18 protein-coding genes are annotated in these 17,714 nt (G+C 72.2%); 10 read left to right on the top strand and 8 right to left on the bottom strand.

From position 1 onward, the window contains the following. Positions 1-67: 67 nt before the first annotated feature. On the top strand, positions 68-865 hold the full coding sequence (locus AC067M_RS21460) for a hypothetical protein (protein WP_478698606.1): 798 nt from the start codon (positions 68-70) through the stop codon (positions 863-865). A gap of 120 nt (positions 866-985) precedes the next feature. Further along, positions 986-1,315 (top strand): rhodanese-like domain-containing protein, encoded by a 330-nt coding sequence (locus tag AC067M_RS21455; RefSeq protein WP_478698751.1) that lies wholly within the window; start codon positions 986-988, stop codon positions 1,313-1,315. A gap of 6 nt (positions 1,316-1,321) precedes the next feature. Here the strand turns inward: AC067M_RS21455 and AC067M_RS21450 are convergent, their stop codons facing one another. The 6 genes from AC067M_RS21450 to paaA form a co-directional block, all read right to left on the bottom strand. After that, positions 1,322-2,455, bottom strand: a complete 1,134-nt coding sequence (locus tag AC067M_RS21450; protein ID WP_478698605.1) for an acyl-CoA dehydrogenase family protein — start codon at positions 2,453-2,455, stop codon at positions 1,322-1,324. Between the two features lie 112 nt (positions 2,456-2,567). Beyond that, positions 2,568-3,629 carry a 2Fe-2S iron-sulfur cluster-binding protein gene (locus tag AC067M_RS21445; RefSeq protein ID WP_478698604.1) on the bottom strand — a complete coding sequence of 354 codons (1,062 nt, stop codon included), beginning with the start codon at positions 3,627-3,629 and terminating at the stop codon, positions 2,568-2,570. Continuing rightward, complete coding sequence (gene paaD / locus AC067M_RS21440; RefSeq protein ID WP_478698603.1) at positions 3,629-4,234, bottom strand: 1,2-phenylacetyl-CoA epoxidase subunit PaaD; 606 nt, start codon at positions 4,232-4,234, stop codon at positions 3,629-3,631. Before paaD ends, AC067M_RS21445 begins: the two co-directional genes overlap by 1 nt. Continuing rightward, complete coding sequence (gene paaC, locus AC067M_RS21435; RefSeq protein WP_478698602.1) at positions 4,228-4,977, bottom strand: 1,2-phenylacetyl-CoA epoxidase subunit PaaC; 750 nt, start codon at positions 4,975-4,977, stop codon at positions 4,228-4,230. Before paaC ends, paaD begins: the two co-directional genes overlap by 7 nt. After that, positions 4,974-5,261 carry a 1,2-phenylacetyl-CoA epoxidase subunit PaaB gene (gene paaB / locus AC067M_RS21430; protein WP_133928100.1) on the bottom strand — a complete coding sequence of 96 codons (288 nt, stop codon included), beginning with the start codon at positions 5,259-5,261 and terminating at the stop codon, positions 4,974-4,976. The genes paaC and paaB overlap by 4 nt, the downstream gene beginning before the upstream one ends. A 2-nt stretch (positions 5,262-5,263) precedes the next feature. Then, a complete protein-coding gene (gene paaA / locus AC067M_RS21425; RefSeq protein WP_478698601.1) occupies positions 5,264-6,301 on the bottom strand; it encodes a 1,2-phenylacetyl-CoA epoxidase subunit PaaA in 1,038 nt (345 codons plus the stop codon). 296 nt (positions 6,302-6,597) lie between these two features. On the opposite strand from paaA, the gene AC067M_RS21420 reads away from it, so the two are divergent. The 3 genes from AC067M_RS21420 to AC067M_RS21410 are packed head-to-tail and all read left to right on the top strand — an operon-like array spanning position 6,598 to position 9,508. Next, the gene (locus AC067M_RS21420) at positions 6,598-7,458 is read left to right on the top strand and encodes a DUF5819 family protein (protein WP_478698600.1); all 861 of its coding nucleotides are present in this window, start codon (positions 6,598-6,600) and stop codon (positions 7,456-7,458) included. Beyond that, on the top strand, positions 7,455-8,750 hold the full coding sequence (locus tag AC067M_RS21415) for an HTTM domain-containing protein (protein ID WP_478698599.1): 1,296 nt from the start codon (positions 7,455-7,457) through the stop codon (positions 8,748-8,750). Before AC067M_RS21420 ends, AC067M_RS21415 begins: the two co-directional genes overlap by 4 nt. After that, positions 8,747-9,508, top strand: coding sequence for a TrmH family RNA methyltransferase (locus AC067M_RS21410; protein WP_478698598.1), 762 nt, complete (start codon positions 8,747-8,749; stop codon positions 9,506-9,508). The genes AC067M_RS21415 and AC067M_RS21410 overlap by 4 nt, the downstream gene beginning before the upstream one ends. Positions 9,509-9,591: 83 nt before the next feature. Here the strand turns inward: AC067M_RS21410 and paaN are convergent, their stop codons facing one another. Continuing rightward, positions 9,592-11,298: a phenylacetic acid degradation protein PaaN gene (paaN, locus tag AC067M_RS21405; protein WP_478698597.1), complete on the bottom strand. Its 1,707-nt coding sequence runs from the start codon at positions 11,296-11,298 to the stop codon at positions 9,592-9,594. Positions 11,299-11,458: 160 nt separating this feature from the next. Here paaN and AC067M_RS21400 point away from each other — a divergent pair, with 160 nt between their 5' ends. Continuing rightward, on the top strand, positions 11,459-12,973 hold the full coding sequence (locus tag AC067M_RS21400) for a 3-hydroxyacyl-CoA dehydrogenase (RefSeq protein ID WP_478698596.1): 1,515 nt from the start codon (positions 11,459-11,461) through the stop codon (positions 12,971-12,973). After that, positions 12,970-13,560: a TetR/AcrR family transcriptional regulator gene (locus AC067M_RS21395; protein WP_478698595.1), complete on the top strand. Its 591-nt coding sequence runs from the start codon at positions 12,970-12,972 to the stop codon at positions 13,558-13,560. Before AC067M_RS21400 ends, AC067M_RS21395 begins: the two co-directional genes overlap by 4 nt. Here AC067M_RS21395 and AC067M_RS21390 read toward each other — a convergent pair whose 3' ends face one another. Continuing rightward, positions 13,561-14,067, bottom strand: coding sequence for an Lrp/AsnC family transcriptional regulator (locus tag AC067M_RS21390; protein ID WP_478698750.1), 507 nt, complete (start codon positions 14,065-14,067; stop codon positions 13,561-13,563). 187 nt (positions 14,068-14,254) lie between these two features. On the opposite strand from AC067M_RS21390, the gene pdhA reads away from it, so the two are divergent. From pdhA to AC067M_RS21375, 3 genes are read left to right on the top strand one after another with little or no spacing between them, the layout of a single operon-like run. Next, a complete protein-coding gene (pdhA, locus tag AC067M_RS21385; protein ID WP_478698594.1) occupies positions 14,255-15,388 on the top strand; it encodes a pyruvate dehydrogenase (acetyl-transferring) E1 component subunit alpha in 1,134 nt (377 codons plus the stop codon). Beyond that, positions 15,388-16,392 carry an alpha-ketoacid dehydrogenase subunit beta gene (locus AC067M_RS21380; RefSeq protein WP_478698593.1) on the top strand — a complete coding sequence of 335 codons (1,005 nt, stop codon included), beginning with the start codon at positions 15,388-15,390 and terminating at the stop codon, positions 16,390-16,392. Before pdhA ends, AC067M_RS21380 begins: the two co-directional genes overlap by 1 nt. After that, positions 16,392-17,714: a dihydrolipoamide acetyltransferase family protein gene (locus AC067M_RS21375; RefSeq protein WP_478698592.1), complete on the top strand. Its 1,323-nt coding sequence runs from the start codon at positions 16,392-16,394 to the stop codon at positions 17,712-17,714. Before AC067M_RS21380 ends, AC067M_RS21375 begins: the two co-directional genes overlap by 1 nt.

The raw sequence follows: 17,714 nt of genomic DNA, 5'->3' as shown, positions 1-17,714 counted from the left end.
CGGCGCCTCGGCTCGCCGTGACCGGTGGACTTGGGTGGTCGCCGCGGCCGTGGCCTACGCTGTTCGAGTGACGACCCCGGAAGCTGAGCAGTCCCGTCCCGAGGAGCGGCTGGAGCGGGCCGTGCGGGCCGCGGAACAGGCGTTGATCGAGTACGAGATCGCGGTGGAGACCTTCCGCGTCGAAGTCGAGAACTTCTCGCGCCTCCACCACCAGAAGCTCGGCCCCATGTACGCCCGCCTCGACGAGCTGGACGCCCAGATCGCCGAAGCCAGGGCCGCCCGCACCGGCGACCCCGAGGACCGCCGCAAGGCGGACGAGGCCCGGGCCCGGGTGCTGCCGATGCCCGGCGTCGACGAGCTGTTCCACGGCTGGATGGACGGCGAGGGCCTGTACCCGGAGGCCGTCGCGATGCTGACGGACCAGCCGGTGCAGCCCCCGCAGCGGGTGCGGCCCAGCGAGGAGGCCCGCAAGCTCTACCGCGAACTGGCCCGCAAGGCCCACCCCGACCTGGCCCAGGAGGACGCGGAACGCCGACGGCGCGAGGAGTTCATCACCCGCGTCAACGCCGCCTACGCCCGCGGCGACGAGGCCCTGCTGCGACAACTCGCCGAGGAGTGGGCGGCCGGTCCCGTGCCGAAGGAGTCCGGCCCGACACCCAGCGAGGAGCTCTACGCCCGCCTCGAATGGCTGGCCCAGCGCAAGGAGATGCTCACGCTCGTCGCGAAGGAACTGGAGGAGGGCCCGATCGGCGGGATGCTCCGCCTGGCCCCGGACGACCCGGACCGTCTCCTGGACGAGATCGCCGACAAGCTCCTGGCCGAGGTCGCCGAGCGCGAGGCCGAACTGGCGGCGATGCTTCCGTAAGCCCCTCCCTCGGGCTTTTCCGTCAGGCGTTTCCCTCGGGTGTGCCTCGGGGAGCAGGTCGGCCCGCGCCGTGCTCCCCGTCCGTCGGGTAGCGTCGGAGGCATGAGTTTCGGAGCTGGTGTGCCCACGGTCGAGGTCGGCGACCTCAAGGACGGCGACTTCCTGCTGGACGTCCGCGAGGACGACGAGTGGAAGGCGGGGCACGCCCAAGGCGCCCTGCACATCCCCATCAGTGAGTTCGTGGCCCGCTACGGCGAGCTGACCGAGGCCGCCCCGCAGGACGGCCGCGTCCATGTGATCTGCCGTTCCGGCGGCCGCTCGGCCCAGGTCACCATGTACCTCGTCCAGCAGGGCATCGACGCCGTGAACGTCGACGGCGGCATGCAGGTGTGGCAGGCCGCAGGCCGCCCCGTCCTCACCGACGACGGCCAACCGGGCCACGTGCTCTGAGGCTCGTCAGCCGAGGGGGTGGGCCGCGAGCAGGTCGCCCAGTGCTTCCTCGTACGCCGCGGCCGGGCCGAGCGCCAGCTCCAGGTGTTTGGCCCAGGCGTGGTACCGGTGCAACGGGTACTCCACGTCCGCGCCGAACCCGCCGTGCAGATGCTGTGCCGTCTGCACGACCCGCCGTACACCTTCCGCCGCCCAGATCTTCGCCACGGCGACGTCACCGGAGGCGGGCAGTGCTCCCGGCGCCCCCGAGGCGATCCGCCACGCGGCCTGCCACAGCGTGGCCTCCATCGCCCGCAGGTCGATGTACCGGTCGGCGGCCTGCACGGCGACGGCCTGGAACGTCGCGACGGGGAACCCGAACTGCTCCCGCTTACCGGTGTACTCACCGGTCATCCGCAGCACGTTCTCCCCCAGCCCCAGCGCCAGCGCACACGTCCCCGTCGTCAGCAGCTCCCGCAGCCACTCCCACGCCCCGTCGGCCTCGATGACGTTCCGGCCCGTGATCCGCGCGGACTCCAGCCGCAGCTCTCCGAGCCGCTCGCCGGTCGTGGAGACCTGCTCGGCGACGACGACCCCTTCGTGGACCCGCGGAACCAGGGCGAGAACGCTCCGGTCGGCGCCCGTGTGCGCGGGGACGAGGACGAAGTCGGCGTTGTGGGCCCACGCCACCGCCGTCTGCACCCCGTCCAGCACCCACACCCCGTCCTCCTGCCGCGCGGTCACCGCCCGCTCGGCCGGGTCATGACCGGTGCGGCCGTGCGCGGCGACGGTCAGCACGACCTCACCCCGCCCCGCCCGCGCGAGCAGTTCCTCCCTCAACTCCTCGCCCGCGTAGGCCTGTACGGCCGCGGCGGCCGCGCTGCTCTCCAGCAGCGGCACCCGTGCCAGCACCTTCGCCGACTCCCGCAGCACCAGACACAGCGCGATGGCGTCGAGACCCGCCCCGCCGAACTCCTCCCCGAGCAGCAGGCTCAGCAGATCCGCCTCGGCGAGCCTGGCCCACAGCGCCCGGTCGAAGTCGTCGGCCACGGCCCCCCGAGTCAGCGAGGGACTGGGCACGCCGTCGGGCGCGACCCCGGCGAACACCCCCCGCGCCGCCTCGGCCGCCGCCTGCTGTTCCTCGCTGAAGGTGAAGTCCACGGTCCTGTCCTCCCGGCGGATCCACTGACCTGACGGCCCGTCAAGATAGAACAGGTTCTAGAAGAAGGGAATGCCCTCAGCCCGGGCGACACGGGAGGCCTGGGGGCTCGGCTCAGCGGTCGAAGTCCAGCTCTACCCTCTCGGTCACCGGATGCGACTGGCACGCCAGCACATACCCGGCCTCCGTCTCCTCCCGCTCCAGCGCGAAGTTGCGGTCCATACGCACCTCACCGGAGACCAGGAAGGCCCGGCAGGTGCCGCACACCCCGCCCTTGCAGGCGTACGGCGCGTCGGACCGGTTGCGCAACACCGTCTCCAGGAGCGACTCCCCGTCCTGCACCGGCCATGTCCCGCCGCGCCCGTCCAGCCGGGCGGTCACCGTGCTGTGGGCAGGTGCCGCTGCCGAGGGTGTGGAGACGACGGTGTCCACGTGGAAGATCTCCTCGTGGATCCGGGCCCGGGGCACGCCGAGGTCCCGCAGCGCGCGCTCCGCACCCTGCACCAGCCCGTACGGCCCGCACAGGAACCACCCCGCCACCCCCTCCACCGGCAACAGCGCGGGCAGCAGCCCGCTCAGCCGCTCCCGATCGAGCCGCCCCGACGGCAGCCCCGCCTGCTGTTCCTCCCGGGAGAGCACCGTGACCAGCTGCAACCGCTCCGGGTAGCGGTCCTTCAGGTCGGCGACCTCCTCCAGGAACATCGTCGAGGCGGACGTCCGGTCACTGCGGATCAGACAGAACCGGGCCCCGGGCTCCCGCGCCAGCAGCGTCGACACGATCGACAGCACCGGCGTGATCCCGCTGCCGCCCACGATCGCCGCGTACACCCCGGGCGCCGGGTCGAGCGTGAACCGCCCCGCCGGTGTCATCACCTCCAGCTCGTCCCCGACGTTGATCTCCTTCAGCGCGTACGTCGAGAAGGATCCGCCCTCGACCAGCCGCACCCCCACCCGCAGCGCCCCCGGCCCCTCCCCGTCGGGCGCGGGCGCGGGCGAGCAGATCGAGTACGTCCGCCGTATCTCCTGCCCGTCGACCACGCGCCGCAGGGCCAGGTGCTGGCCCGCCGTGTGCCGGTACTCCTCGCGCAACTCCGGCGGCACCGTGAGGGTGAGGGCGACGGAGTCGTCGGTGAGCCGGTCCACCGCGGCCACCGGGAGCGGGTGGAAGCGCGCCATCACAACTCCTTGAAGTGGTCGAACGGTTCACGGCAGTCCCGGCAGCGCCGCAGCGCCTTGCACGCGGTGGAGGAGAAGCGGCTGAGCAACTCGGTGTCTGCGGAGCCGCAGTGCGGACAGCGGATGGGTTCCTCCGGCTCGCCGGTCCCGTCCTGCACGCCGAGCCTGTCCTGCTCGACGAGGTGGGTGCGCGTCGGTCCGGAGTGTGTGCGCGTCGGGCCCAGAGCCAGGGCGACCGGCCCCACCGGTCCCGACGGCGCCGCCCCCGTCCGGACGCGCGGGGGCGCGATCCCGAACTCCCGCAGCTTGCGGCGTCCTTCGGCCGTGATGTCGTCCGTCGACCAGGCGGGCGTGAGCACCGTGCGCACGGTGACCTCCCGCACGCCGTGCTCGTGCAGCACCCGCTCGATGTCCACCGCCATCGCCTCCACGGCCGGGCACCCCGTGTACGTCGGGGTCAGCTCGACCTCGACCGTGTCGGCGTCGCGCACATGCACCGCACGCAGCACGCCCAGCTCCCGCAGGGTGAGCACCGGCAGTTCGGGGTCGGGCACCGAACCGGCGACCGCGAGGAGCTCCGCCTCCAGCGGGGTGACCGTCACCATGACGCCCCCGGGTGGCTGCGGTGCAGGTGCTGCATCTCGGCGAGCATCCGCCCGAAGGGCTCGGTGTGCACCCCCTGGCGGCCGGCGCCGGCCGTCCACGCCCCGGAGCGCGGCCCCTCGGGGACGATCAGGGTGGACCGTCGCAGCACGGCCCCGACGGACTCCAGCCAGGCGGCCTCCACCGCCTCCGCCTCCTCCCCACCGACGCCGTCGACACCGTCGATGTCCAGGCCCTCCACCGGCTGGAACATCTCGCCGGTGAACCGCCACAGCGCGTCGCAGGCCCGCTGCATCCGCGCGTGACTGTCGTCCGTGCCGTCGCCGAGACGCAGGGTCCACTGCTCGGCGTGGTCGCGGTGGTAGGCGACCTCCTTGACCGCCTTCGCGGCGAGCCCGGCGAACGGGCCGTCGCCGCCCGCGAGGCGCGCGTACAGCAGGTGCTGGTAGGTGGAGAAGTACAGCTGGCGGGCGATGGTGTGGGCGAAGTCGCCGTTCGGCTGCTCCACCAGCTGGAGGTTGCGGAAGGCCCGCTCCTCGCGCAGGTACGCCAGCTCGTCCTCGTCGCCGGCCATCGACAGCAGGACGCGGGCCTGGCCGAGCAGGTCCAGGGCGATGTTGGCGAGGGCGACCTCCTCCTCCAGGACGGGGGCGCGGCCCGCCCACTCGCCGAGGCGGTGGGAGAGCACCAGGGCGTCGTCGCCGAGGGCGAGCGCGGCGGCTGTGGGAACCGTGGTGGTCGTCACAGGTGCTTCACCCCCTCCGGGATCTCGTAGAACGTCGGGTGGCGATAGGGCTTGTCGGCGGCCGGCTCGAAGAAGGGGTCCTTCTCGTCGGGGGAGGAGGCCGTGATCGCTGAGGACGGCACGACCCAGATCGAGACGCCCTCGCCGCGCCGGGTGTACAGGTCGCGGGCGTTGCGCAGGGCGAGCTCCGCGTCCGGTGCGTGCAGGCTGCCGGCGTGGGTGTGGGAGAGGCCTCGGCGGGAGCGCACGAAGACCTCCCACAGGGGCCAGTCGGTGTTCGGCATGCTCAGTTCGCTCCCGTCTCACCGGAGCGACCGGCGCCGGTGTGCTTGGCCGCGTGGGCCGCGGCGGCCTCCCGTACCCAGGCGCCCTCGTCGTGGGCCCGCCTGCGCTGACTTATCCGCTGTTCGTTGCACGGGCCGTTGCCCTTGAGGACCTCCCGGAACTCCGTCCAGTCGATCGGCCCGAAGTCGTAGTGCTCCCGCTCCTCGTTCCACTTCAGGTCCGGGTCCGGGAGTGTGAGGCCCAGCGACTCGGCCTGGGGGACGCAGATGTCCACGAAGCGCTGGCGCAGTTCGTCGTTGGAGTGGCGCTTGATCTTCCAGGCCATCGACTGAGCGGAGTGCGCCGACTCGTCGTCGGGCGGGCCGAACATCATCAGGGACGGCCACCACCAGCGGTTCACCGCGTCCTGTGCCATGGCGTGCTGCTCCGGGGTGCCGCGGCTGAGGGCCAGCAGCAGCTCGTACCCCTGGCGCTGGTGGAAGGACTCCTCCTTGCAGACGCGGACCATCGCGCGGGCGTACGGACCGTAGGAGCAGCGGCACAGGGGCACCTGGTTGGTGATCGCGGCGCCGTCCACCAGCCAGCCGATGGCGCCGACGTCGGCCCAGGTCAAAGTGGGGTAGTTGAAGATGGAGGAGTACTTCTGGCGGCCGGTGTGGAGCTTGTCCAGCAGCTCCTCGCGGCTCGTGCCCAGGGTCTCGGCCGCGCTGTAGAGATACAGGCCGTGGCCTGCCTCGTCCTGGACCTTCGCCATCAGGATGGCCTTGCGGCGCAGTGAGGGCGCGCGCGTGATCCAGTTGGCCTCCGGCTGCATGCCGATGATCTCGGAGTGGGCGTGCTGCGCGATCTGCCGGACGAGGGTCGCTCGGTAGGCGTCGGGCATCCAGTCCCGCGGTTCGATGCGCTCGTCGGCGGCCACGGCGGCGTCGAAGGCACGCTCGTGCGCCTCGGTGCCTGTGTCCGCGCCTGTGCCCGCGGTGCCGTCCTGGGCGCCGTACGCCGGTGTGCCGGCCGTCTGGTGCGCGGCTGCTGTCGCCATGAGGTCCCCCTCGACCTTCGGGTCTGCCCGGTCCTTCTCCCGACCGATCGTTCGGTCCGTGCGATTCCATGGTGGGACGGCCGTCGTAAGGTGTCAACCGCTGTGGATAACCTGCTGGCCTCCCCTGTGGACAACTCGTGGGTCCCGTGGGTGTGGACAACCGCTCGGCACCGGTCGGCTGTGAGAAGTACGGCAGGGGCTGTGCCGGGCCGGTGGGCCTGAGTACCGTTCCGTGCGAGCGCCGACGGTGGAGTCGCGGGCCCGCGGAACGGGCCGGGATCGGGAAACGGGGCGGAATGGACGCGTACGGCGGAACGGACGCCCAGGAGGACTCGGGCGCCGCGCACGAGCCGCAGCCTCAGCACGGCTCGACCCCCGGCGTTCCCCCACAGGCGCGGGCCGTCCGCGACCACCCCGCCAGTCCCGGCCACGACCACACCGACGGTCCCGTCCAGGACGCCCCTGCCGCTCTGCCCGCCGACCACCGACCGGCTCCGCCCCCCGAAGCCCGCACCGGAGTCGCCGCCCTCTCGCCCCGCTACCAGATAGGCGTCGCCCTGGCGCTGGCGGTCGTCGCGGTCACCGTCTGTGTGCACATCGGCATGGTGTTCCTGCACGTCGCGCCGTCGAACACGGTCACCAAGCGGCACGGCAAGGCCATAGACGACTGGGTCTACCCCGAGTTCGAGCAGAACTGGAAGCTGTTCGCGCCGAACCCGCTCCAGCAGAACATCGCCGTCCAGGTCCGCGCCCAGGTGAGCTCGCCGAACGGCGACCTCCGCACCACCGGCTGGTACGACCTTTCGGCCGAGGACGGCCGGGCCATCGAGGGCAACCTGCTGCCCAGCCACACCCAGCAGAACGAGCTGCGCCGCGCCTGGGACTACTTCGTCGCCACGCACGGCGCCGACAATCGCCCGGTGGGCCTGCGCGGCTCCCTCTCCGAGACGTATCTGCGCCGCATCGTGGTGCTGCGCCTGTCCCGCGAGGGCGTGGCCGGCGCGGACGGTGTCCTCGAACGTGTCCAGGTCCGCTCCAGCACCACCAACGTGCGCCCGCCCGAATGGAGCCGGGAGCAGATCTCGCTCAAGCCGACGTACCGCGTGATGACCTGGTGGTCGGTCCCCGCGGACGAGGCGAAGGGGGGCGTCAAGTGAATCGCTTCGCCCTGTCGGTCTCCGCCGCCATCGCCCGCGTCACCGAGTCGGTGCTCGGGCCGTACCAGACCGCGGTCGTCCGCATCGGGTTCAGCGCGACCTGGCTGTTGTTCCTGCTGCGCGAGCTGCCACATCGTCAGGAGCTGTACGGTCCCGACGGGCCGTGGAGCTGGGACCTCGCCCAGCAGCTGACCGGGAGCAACGGTGCCTTCACCGTGCTGATGTGGTCGGACGGGCGGGTCTGGTTCGAGATCGTCTACGCGCTCGCCGTCCTCTCCAGCGCGCTGCTGCTGCTCGGCTGGCGCACCCGCACGATGGCCGTGGTGTTCATGGTCGGTGTGCTGTCGCTGCAGAACCGCAGCGTGTTCGTCGGCGACGGCGGCGACAACGTCCTGCACCTGATGGCGATCTACCTCGTGTTCACGCGCTGCGCCCAGGTGTGGTCGCTCGACGCGCGGCGGGAGCGGCTCGCCCGTGAGGCACGCGCACGTGGAGAGCGGGTGGTGGACCGGGTAGGCCCGGTCCTGTGGGGAGCGTTCGGGCTGGTGCTGCTCGCCTCGACCCTCGCCGGGAAGCTGGGCGAGAACTGGCTGTCGGACGTGGACGACTCGGGTCGGCCGGCACCGGTCGGCCTGGTCATGGCCTTCGCCGCGGGCATCGGCGGGCACGGACTGCTGCCGACGATCCTCTGGGGAACGTGGGTGATACAGGCCCTGTGGTGGGTCGTCGGGCGCCGCGCGAAGACCGCCGAGCCGCGGATCCTGCTCGACGTGATCGCCAACGTCGTCCACAACGGCGCCCTGCTCGTGATCATGGCCGAGGCCTGCCTGATCTACGCCACGGCCGGCTGGTACAAGATCCAGGGCTCGCGCTGGCAGGACGGCACCGCCGTCTACTACCCCCTGCACCTCGACTACTTCACGCCCTGGCCCGCTCTCGCCGACCTGCTCTCCGCCAGCGGTACGCTCGTGCTGCTCGCGACGTACGGAACCGTCGTCGTGCAGGTCGCCTTCCCGTTCACCCTGGTCAACCGGCGGGTCAAGAACGTGCTGCTGGCCGCCATGATGACCGAGCACACCGTGATCGCCGTGGTGCTCGGACTGCCGTTCTTCTCCCTGGCGATGATCACGACGGACGCCGTCTTCCTCCCCACCTCGTTCCTGCGCCGCCTGGGCGGATGGGCGGCACACGCGCGTGGACGGCTGTTTCCCCGCGACGGTCGCACGCCGCCGCGGCAGGACACAGTCGCCCCGGAGAACCCCGAGCACGCGCCCGTAGGCTTCACCCCATGACCGACCCTGTGAGCGCCTGGCACCGGCTCGCCGATTCGTCCGTACTGCTCGACGGCTTCCACGCCCTCAAGCACGCCGTGCGGTTCGGCGCCGACGTCCCGGTGGCGGTCACCGCCGACCGGCGGGCGGCGCTCGCCCTGGCCAACGAGCTCGCCCCGGACGTACGCGACACCCTGGACGCGCTCCTGACGGAGGTCCCGGAGTCGACGTACCGGGCCCTCGTCCCGCGCCCGCACCCCACCGCCGTCGCCGCGCTGGCCGTACGGCCCTCCCGCGAGGCCAATCTCGACCGGCTGGGCCTTGCGCCCCGCCCCGCGCCCGTCGTGGTCCTCGACAACCCGCGCAACCTGGGCAACGCGGGGGCCGTGATCCGGCTGGCGGCCGGTTTCGGCGCGACCGGGGTCGTCACCACCGGCACCCTCGACCCCTGGCATCCCACCGTGGTGCGCGGGGGGGCGGGACTGCACTTCGCGACCGCCGTGGAGCGGCTGACGGTGGCCGAGCTGCCGCCCGGGCCGGTGTTCGCGCTCGACCCGGAGGGCGACGACATCCGGGGCGTGAAACTCCCGGACGACGCCGTCCTCGCCTTCGGCTCGGAGCGCAGCGGCCTGTCGGCGGAGCTGCGCGCGCGCACCGACCACCTGCTGGCGCTGCCGATGCGCCCCCAGGTCTCCAGCTACAACCTCGCGACCAGCGTGGCCATGACGCTGTACCACTGGAGCGCCACCGGGGGCGCGCCCACCGCCGTAAGGGCCTAGGGTCTTTCGTTTGGATCAGGCCGGATCAGGGAGCGGGGTCCGGTGCCGGGGCCCGCGAGCCCGGCATGATCCAAACAGAGGCCCTAGGCCTCCCGGCGCACCTCCACCACCCGGAAGCGGTTCGCGACGAACGCGCCGTCGGTGAGCGCCGCGTTGGCCGCCGGGTTGCCGCCCGAGCCGTGGAAGTCGGAGAAGGCGGCGGTCTGGTTGACGTACACCCCGCCGGTGAGGTTGAGGGAGAGCTGGGCGGCCTCCTCCAGGCAGACCTCCTGCACGGCCTGCTCGACCTCGTCGTCGGTCGTGTACGCGCCGACGGTCATCGCGCCCTTCTCGCGGATGGTCCGCCGCAGCAGCTCCACCGCGTCCGCCGCCGAGTCGACCGCGACAGCGAAGGAGACCGGGCCGAAGCACTCGCTCATGTAGGCGGCCTCGTCGTCGGCCCCCTCCCAGTATTTCCGCGCGCCGTCCAGCTTCACGATGACGGGCGTGCGCACGACCGCGCCCGGGAACTCCGGGTTGCTCACCTCACGGGAGGCGAGAGCGACCTCGCCCAGGCCGGCGGCGGCCTCCAGACGGGCCTTCACGTCGGGGTTGACGATGGCGCCGAGCAGGGCGTTCGCGCGGGCGTCGTCGCCGAGGAGTCCGTCGACCGCGCGCGCGAGGTCGGCGACCACCTCGTCGTAGGTCTTCGGGCCCTCGTCGGTGCGGATGCCCTCCCGCGGGACGAGCAGGTTCTGCGGGGTGGTGCACATCTGGCCGCTGTACAGCGACAGCGAGAAGGCCAGGTTGGCGAGCATCCCCTTGTAGTTCGCGGTCGAGTCGACGACCACCGTGTTGACGCCGGCCTTCTCGGTGTGGACCTGCGCCTGGCGGGCGTTGGTCTCCAGCCAGTCGCCGAACGACGTCGAACCGGTGTAGTCGATGATCCTGATCTCGGGGCGGACCGCGAGCGTCTTGGCGATGGCCTCGCCGGGCCGCTCGGCGGCCAGCGCCACCAAGTTCGGGTCGAAGCCGGCCTCGGTGAGCACCTGGCGCGCGACCTGCACGGTGAGGGCGAGCGGCAGCACCGCGCGCGGGTGGGGCTTGACCAGGACCGCGTTGCCCGTCGCCAGGGAGGCGAACAGGCCCGGGTAGCCGTTCCACGTCGGGAAGGTGTTGCAGCCGATGACCAGGGCGATCCCGCGCGGGATCGGCGTGAACCGCTTGGTGAGGGCGAGCGGGTCGCGCTTGCCCTGCGGCTTGGTCCACTCCGCCGTGTCCGGGGTGCGCACCTGCTCCACGTACGCATACGCCACCGCCTCCAGGCCGCGGTCCTGGGCGTGAGGGCCGCCCGCCTGGAACGCCATCATGAAGGCCTGGCCGGAGGTGTGCATGACCGCGTGCGCGAATTCGTGCGTCCGGTCGCTGATCCGCTTCAGGATCTCCAGACAGACCACCGCGCGCATCTCCGCGCCCGCGTCCCGCCAGGCCCGCTGACCGGCCTTCATGGCGGGCAGCAGCGTGTCGACGTCCGCGTGCGGGTAGGTCACGCCCAACTCGATGCCGTACGGCGATGCCTCGCCGCCGACCCAGTCGTCCGTGCCGGGCTGGCCGAGGTCGAGGCGGGTGCCGAGCAGGGCGTCGAAGGCGGCCTTGCCCGCCGCTGCGTCCAGACTGCCGTTCTCGCCGTAGGCCTTGGGGTGTTCGGGGTGCGGGGACCAGTACGCGCGCGTGCGGATCGCTTCCAGCGCCTGGTCGAGGGTGGGCCGGTGCTTGGCGATCAGATCGTGCGCGGTGAGTTCGGCGGCCATGCGGGACCAACTCCTCGTCTCAAGAACTCTTCGTCGAGCTCATGACCTGGGCGGAAACCTGGGCGGGAACGGGCGGACAGAGTTAGAGTAACCGAACGATCGGTCGGGACAAGGGGGCCTGCCGCATCTGTGGAAATCCCCGTGCGGGAGGATCGCGCACATGACAGCACTCGACCTCAGCAGCCCCGTGGCCGTCGTCGGCACCGGCACCATGGGCCAGGGCATCGCCCAGGTCGCGCTGGTCGCCGGCCACCCTGTACGGCTGTACGACGCCGTCCCCGGGCGGGCCCGGGAAGCGGCCGCAGCGATCGGCGCACGCCTCGACCGGCTCGTCGAGAAGGACCGCCTCACCGGCGCCGACCGCGACGCGGCACGCGCCCGGCTCACGGCCGCCGAGAGCCTCGACCGGCTCGCCGACTGCGCGCTGGTTCTCGAGGCGATCCTGGAGCGGCTGGACGCCAAGCAGGAGCTGTTCCGCGCGCTGGAGGACGTCGTCGCCGACGACTGTCTCCTCGCCACCAACACCTCGTCCCTGTCCGTCACCGCCATCGGCGGCGCCCTGCGCAACCCGGGCCGCCTCGTCGGCCTGCACTTCTTCAACCCGGCGCCGCTGCTGCCCCTGGTCGAGGTCGTCTCCGGGTTCGCCACCGACGTCACGTCGGCCACGCGCGCGTACGAGACCGCACGAGCCTGGGGCAAGACACCGGTGGCCTGCGCCGACACCCCCGGCTTCATCGTCAACCGCATCGCGCGGCCCTTCTACGCCGAGGCCTTCGCGGTCTACGAGGCCCAGGGCGCCGACCCCGCCACCATCGACGCCGTGCTGCGCGAGTCGGGCGGCTTCAGGATGGGCGCCTTCGAGCTCACCGACCTCATCGGGCAGGACGTCAACGAGTCCGTCACCCACTCCGTGTGGCAGTCCTTCTTCCAGGACGTGCGCTTCACACCGTCCCTGGCCCAGCGCAGGCTGGTCGAGTCGGGCCGCCTCGGCCGCAAGAGCGGACAGGGCTGGTACGACTACCGCGAGGGCGCCGAGCGGTCCGAGCCGCACACCGCGGAGCCCGCGCAGCCGCCCGCGTACGTCGTCGCCGAGGGCGGCCTGGGCCCCGCCTCCGAACTGCTCGCGCTGATCCGTGAGGCGGGCGTCCAGGTCCGCGCGGAGGACGAGGACCACGGCACCCGCCTGGTACTGCCGTCCGGCGGACAGCTGGTGCTCGCCGACGGCCAGACCTCCGTGGAGTTCCGGGACGTCGTCTACTTCGATCTCGCCCTCGACTACCGCAGGGCCACCCGCATCGCCCTGTCCGCCTCCCAGGACACCTCCCCGCAGACCCTCGCCGAGGCCATCGGCCTCTTCCAGGCCCTCGGCAAGGACGTCAGCGTCATCGGCGACGTCCCCGGCATGATCGTCGCCCGTACGGTCGCGCGGGTCGTCGACCTGGCGCACGACGCCGTCGCCAAGGGCGTGGCCACCGAGGAGGACATCGACACCGCGATGCGCCTCGGCGTGAACTACCCCCTCGGCCCCTTCGAATGGAGCCGCAGGCTGGGCCGCAGCTGGGCGTGCGCCCTCCTCGACGACCTGCACCAGCGCGACCCCTCCGGCCGCTACGCGCCGTCCCTCGCGCTCTACCGCCACGCTTACGCCACCGAAAAGCGGGAGGGCACCTCATGACCACGGCCAAGCGCGACACGTACACCCCGGAGACGCTGCTGTCGGTCGCGGTGCGGGTCTTCAACGAGCGCGGCTACGACGGCACCTCCATGGAGCACCTCTCCAAGGCGGCCGGCATCTCCAAGTCGTCGATATACCACCACGTTTCCGGCAAGGAGGAACTTCTGCGCCGCGCCGTGAGCCGGGCGCTGGACGGCCTCTTCGCGATCCTCGACGAGGAGGACGCGCGCGTGGGGCGTCCCGCGGACTGCCTGGAGTACGTCGTGCGGCGCATGGTCGAGGTGCTCATCGCCGAACTGCCGTATGTGACGCTGTTGCTGCGCGTGCGCGGCAACACCGACGCCGAGCGGTGGGCCCTGGAGCGGCGCCGCGACTTCGACCACCGGGTCGCCGAGCTGCTGAAGGCAGCCGCCGCCGACGGGGACGTCCGTGGCGACGTGGAGGTGCGGCTGGCCACCCGGCTGGTCTTCGGGATGATCAACTCGATCGTCGAGTGGTACCGCCCCGACGGTCGGGGGATGCGAGAGAGCGACGTGGCCGACGCCGTCGCGCAGCTGGTCTTCGGGGGGCTGCGCTCGAGCGAGTGATCAGCCGTGGGGCTCCAGGTCCTCCTCCTCGAACACGAGCAGCGTGCGGGTGCTGAGGACTTCGGGGATCGCCTGGAGCCGGGTGAGTACCAGCTCGCGCAGAGCTCTGTTGTCGGGCGTGTGCACCAGCAGCAGCACGTCGAAGTCGCCTCCCACGAGGGCGATGTGCGCGGCGCCGGGCAGCCGGACGATCTGCTCTCGCACCGTGCGCCAGGAGTTCTGGACGATCTTCAGGGTGATGTACGCGGACGTGCCCTGCCCCGCGCGCTCGTGGTCGACGCGCGCCCCGAAGCCGCGTATGACGCCGTCCTCGACGAGCCGGTTGATCCGCGCGTAGGCGTTGGCGCGGGAGACGTGGACCCGTTCGGCGACCGACCGTATCGACGCCCGGCCGTCCGTCTGGAGCATGCGCAGGATGTCCTGGTCGATGGCGTCCAGGGGGCGCGGGGCCGGCAGTCGGACGCCGGTGTCCGGGAGGGGGGTGCCGGTGTCCTGGCCCTCGGCCATTTGTTCAGGTGCCATGTCCCCCCGCCTTCCTACCATGGACGTACTGCGTCCATCTCAGGCTGTGCAGAACCGTTTGTCCACAGCCTGGAGGTGCCTGTAGCCAAAATGTGCCGACGACCGAACAATCGGTAGGTGAGGCGCACCACTCATGGCGCCTCCCGGAGCCGCTCCCACGAGGAGGTCCGTCATGACGGTCATGGAGCAGCGGGGCGCATACCGGCCCACGCCGCCGCCCGCCTGGCAGCCCCGTACCGACCCCGCGCCACTGCTGCCCGACGCCGAGCCGTACCGCGTCCTCGGCACGGAGGCGGCCGCGAAGACCGACCCTGACCTGCTGCGCCACCTGTACGCGCACCTCGTGCGCGGCCGCCGGTACAACGCCCAGGCCACCGCCCTCACCAAGCAGGGCCGCCTCGCCGTCTACCCGTCCACCACCGGCCAGGAAGCCTGCGAGATCGCCGCCGCCCTCGCCCTTCAGGAGCGGGACTGGCTCTTCCCCAGCTACCGCGACACGCTCGCCGCCGTCGCACGCGGGGTGGACCCCGTCGAGGCGCTGACCCTCCTGCGCGGCGACTGGCACACCGGCTACGACCCCCGCACGCACCGCGTCGCCCCGCTGTGCACCCCCCTCGCCACCCAGCTCCCGCACGCGGTCGGCCTCGCCCATGCCGCCCGCCTGAAGGGTGACGACGTGGTCGCGCTCGCCATGGTCGGCGACGGCGGCACCAGCGAGGGCGACTTCCACGAGGCACTGAACTTCGCCGCCGTGTGGCGGGCCCCGGTCGTCTTCCTCGTCCAGAACAACGGCTTCGCGATCTCCGTCCCGCTCGCCAAGCAGACCGCCGCCCCCTCCCTGGCCCACAAGGCCGTCGGATACGGCATGCCGGGCCGCCTGGTCGACGGCAACGACGTGGCCGCCGTCCTGGAGGTGCTGACCGACGCCGTACGGCACGCGCGTGCGGGAGGCGGCCCCACCCTCGTCGAGGCGGTGACCTACCGCATCGACGCCCACACCAACGCCGACGACGCCACCCGCTACCGCGGCGACACCGAGGTCGAGACCTGGCGCGCGCACGACCCGATCCAGCTCCTCGAGCACGAACTGACCGAGCGTGGACTCCTCGACGACGACACCAGGCAGTCCGCGCGGGACGCCGCCGAGGCGATGGCCGCCGACCTGCGCGAACGCATGAACAAGGACCCGGTGCTCGACCCCATGGACCTGTTCGCCCACGTGTACGCCGAGCCCACCCCGCAGCTGCGTGAACAGCAGTCGCATTTGCGTGCCGAGCTCGAGGCGGAGCAGGAAGGGACCCACTGATGACCACCGTCGCCGTCAAGCCCGCCACCATGGCGCAGGCCCTCACGCGCGCGATGCGCGACGCCATGGCGGCCGACCCGACCGTCCACGTGATGGGCGAGGACGTCGGCACCCTCGGCGGCGTCTTCCGGGTCACCGACGGCCTCGCCAAGGAGTTCGGCGAGGACCGCTGCACGGACACGCCACTGGCTGAGGCGGGCATCCTCGGTACGGCCGTCGGCATGGCGATGTACGGCCTCCGGCCGGTCGTGGAGATGCAGTTCGACGCGTTCGCCTACCCCGCGTTCGAGCAGCTCATCAGCCACGTCTCCCGGATGCGTAACCGCACGCGCGGCACCATGCCGCTGCCGATCACCGTCCGCGTCCCCTACGGCGGCGGCATCGGCGGCGTCGAGCACCACAGCGACTCCTCCGAGGCGTACTACATGGCGACCCCGGGACTCCACGTGGTCACGCCCGCCACCGTCGCCGACGCCTACGGCCTGCTGCGCGCAGCCATCGCCTCCGACGACCCGGTCGTCTTCCTGGAGCCCAAGCGCCTGTACTGGTCGAAGGACACCTGGAACCCGGACGACCCACAGACGGTCGAACCGATCGGCCGCGCGGTCGTGCGCCGCCCGGGCCGCAGCGCCACGCTCATCACCTACGGCCCGTCGCTGCCCGTCTGCCTCGAAGCCGCGGAGGCGGCCCAGGCCGAGGGCTGGGACCTCGAAGTCGTCGACCTGCGCTCGCTGGTGCCCTTCGACGACGAGACCGTCTGCGCCTCGGTCCGGCGCACCGGACGCGCCGTGGTCGTCCACGAGTCGGGAGGGTACGGCGGGCCGGGCGGGGAGATCGCCGCCCGGGTCACCGAGCGCTGCTTCCACCACCTGGAGGCGCCGGTGCTGCGCGTGGCCGGGTTCGACATCCCGTACCCGCCGCCGATGCTGGAGCGCCACCACCTGCCCGGCGTCGACCGGATCCTGGACGCCGTGGCGCGCCTGCAGTGGGAGGCCGAGAGCTGATGGCACAGGTGCTGGAGTTCAAGCTCCCCGACCTCGGTGAGGGGCTCACCGAGGCGGAGATCGTCCGCTGGCTGGTCCAGGTCGGCGACGTCGTCGCCGTCGACCAGCCGGTCGTCGAGGTCGAGACGGCCAAGGCGATGGTCGAGGTGCCCTGCCCCTACGGCGGCGTGGTCACCGCCCGCTTCGGCGAGGAGGGCACGGAACTGCCCGTCGGGGCGCCCCTTCTGACGGTGGCGGTGGGCCCGTCGGCCTCCGGCGGGGACGCGGGGGAGTCGAGCAAGGGCTCGGGGAACGTGCTGGTGGGCTACGGCACCTCGGAGGCCCCCGCCCGCAGGCGCCGGGTACGACCGACGACGCAGCTTGCCCCGACGGCGCAGGCGGCCCCGACGGCGCAGGAGGTACCGACGGTGCCGGCCCTTTCGACGGCGCCCCCGCTGCTCGGCGCAGACGCCCCCGTGCCCGTCATCTCTCCGCTAGTGCGGCGGCTCGCCCGCGAGAACGGGCTGGACCTGAGGGCGCTCGCCGGCTCCGGACCCGACGGGCTGATCCTGCGCGCGGACGTGGAGCAGGCCCTGCGCGCAGCGGCCGCACCCACCCAGGTGACCGCACCCCAGCCGTCGACCGCCCCCGCGGCCGGCACCCGCATCCCCCTCAAGGGCGTCCGGGGCGCCGTCGCCGACAAGCTCTCCCGCAGCCGTCGTGAGATCCCCGACGCCACCTGCTGGGTGGACGCCGACGCCACGGAGCTCATGCGGGCGCGGACGGCCATGAACGCGACGGGCGGGCCGAAGATCTCCCTGCTCGCGCTCCTCGCCCGGATCTGCACGGCGGCCCTCGCCCGGTTCCCCGAACTCAACTCCACCGTCGACACCGAGGCCAGGGAGGTCGTCCGGCTCGACCACGTCCACCTCGGCTTCGCCGCGCAGACAGAACGGGGGCTCGTCGTCCCCGTCGTACGGGACGCGCACGCGCGAGACGCCGAGGCGCTCACCGCGGAGTTCGCGCGGCTGACCGAGGCCGCCCGCGGGGGCACACTCACGCCCGCCGAACTGACCGGCGGCACCTTCACGCTCAACAACTACGGCGTGTTCGGCGTCGACGGCTCCACCCCGATCATCAACCACCCCGAGGCGGCCATGCTCGGCGTCGGCCGCATCGTCCCCAAACCATGGGTGCACGAAGGGGAACTGGCGGTACGCCAGGTCGTGCAGCTCTCCCTCACCTTCGACCACCGGGTGTGCGACGGCGGCACGGCGGGCGGCTTCCTGCGGTACGTGGCGGACTGCGTGGAACAACCGGCGGTACTGCTGCGCAGCCTTTGA

The sequence above is a fragment of the Streptomyces sp. NPDC043427 genome (assembly GCF_056436655.1).
Note: the sequence above shows the minus strand (reverse complement) of the source record. Positions and strands in the feature narration are given on the sequence as shown.

What these genes read in the sequence shown, in the direction of transcription:
- AC067M_RS21380 (WP_478698593.1), top strand. Translation starts at nt 15,388, where the DNA reads ATGACCACCGTCGCCGTCAAGCCCGCCACCATGGCGCAGGCCCTCACG.
- paaB (WP_133928100.1), bottom strand. Translation starts at nt 5,261, where the DNA reads ATGCCGAACACCGACTGGCCCCTGTGGGAGGTCTTCGTGCGCTCCCGC.
- AC067M_RS21395 (WP_478698595.1), top strand. Translation starts at nt 12,970, where the DNA reads ATGACCACGGCCAAGCGCGACACGTACACCCCGGAGACGCTGCTGTCG.
- paaD (WP_478698603.1), bottom strand. Translation starts at nt 4,234, where the DNA reads ATGGTGACGGTCACCCCGCTGGAGGCGGAGCTCCTCGCGGTCGCCGGT.
- pdhA (WP_478698594.1), top strand. Translation starts at nt 14,255, where the DNA reads ATGACGGTCATGGAGCAGCGGGGCGCATACCGGCCCACGCCGCCGCCC.
- AC067M_RS21400 (WP_478698596.1), top strand. Translation starts at nt 11,459, where the DNA reads ATGACAGCACTCGACCTCAGCAGCCCCGTGGCCGTCGTCGGCACCGGC.
- AC067M_RS21390 (WP_478698750.1), bottom strand. Translation starts at nt 14,067, where the DNA reads ATGGCCGAGGGCCAGGACACCGGCACCCCCCTCCCGGACACCGGCGTC.
- AC067M_RS21420 (WP_478698600.1), top strand. Translation starts at nt 6,598, where the DNA reads ATGGACGCGTACGGCGGAACGGACGCCCAGGAGGACTCGGGCGCCGCG.
- AC067M_RS21410 (WP_478698598.1), top strand. Translation starts at nt 8,747, where the DNA reads ATGACCGACCCTGTGAGCGCCTGGCACCGGCTCGCCGATTCGTCCGTA.
- paaN (WP_478698597.1), bottom strand. Translation starts at nt 11,298, where the DNA reads ATGGCCGCCGAACTCACCGCGCACGATCTGATCGCCAAGCACCGGCCC.
- paaA (WP_478698601.1), bottom strand. Translation starts at nt 6,301, where the DNA reads ATGGCGACAGCAGCCGCGCACCAGACGGCCGGCACACCGGCGTACGGC.
- AC067M_RS21375 (WP_478698592.1), top strand. Translation starts at nt 16,392, where the DNA reads ATGGCACAGGTGCTGGAGTTCAAGCTCCCCGACCTCGGTGAGGGGCTC.
- AC067M_RS21445 (WP_478698604.1), bottom strand. Translation starts at nt 3,629, where the DNA reads ATGGCGCGCTTCCACCCGCTCCCGGTGGCCGCGGTGGACCGGCTCACC.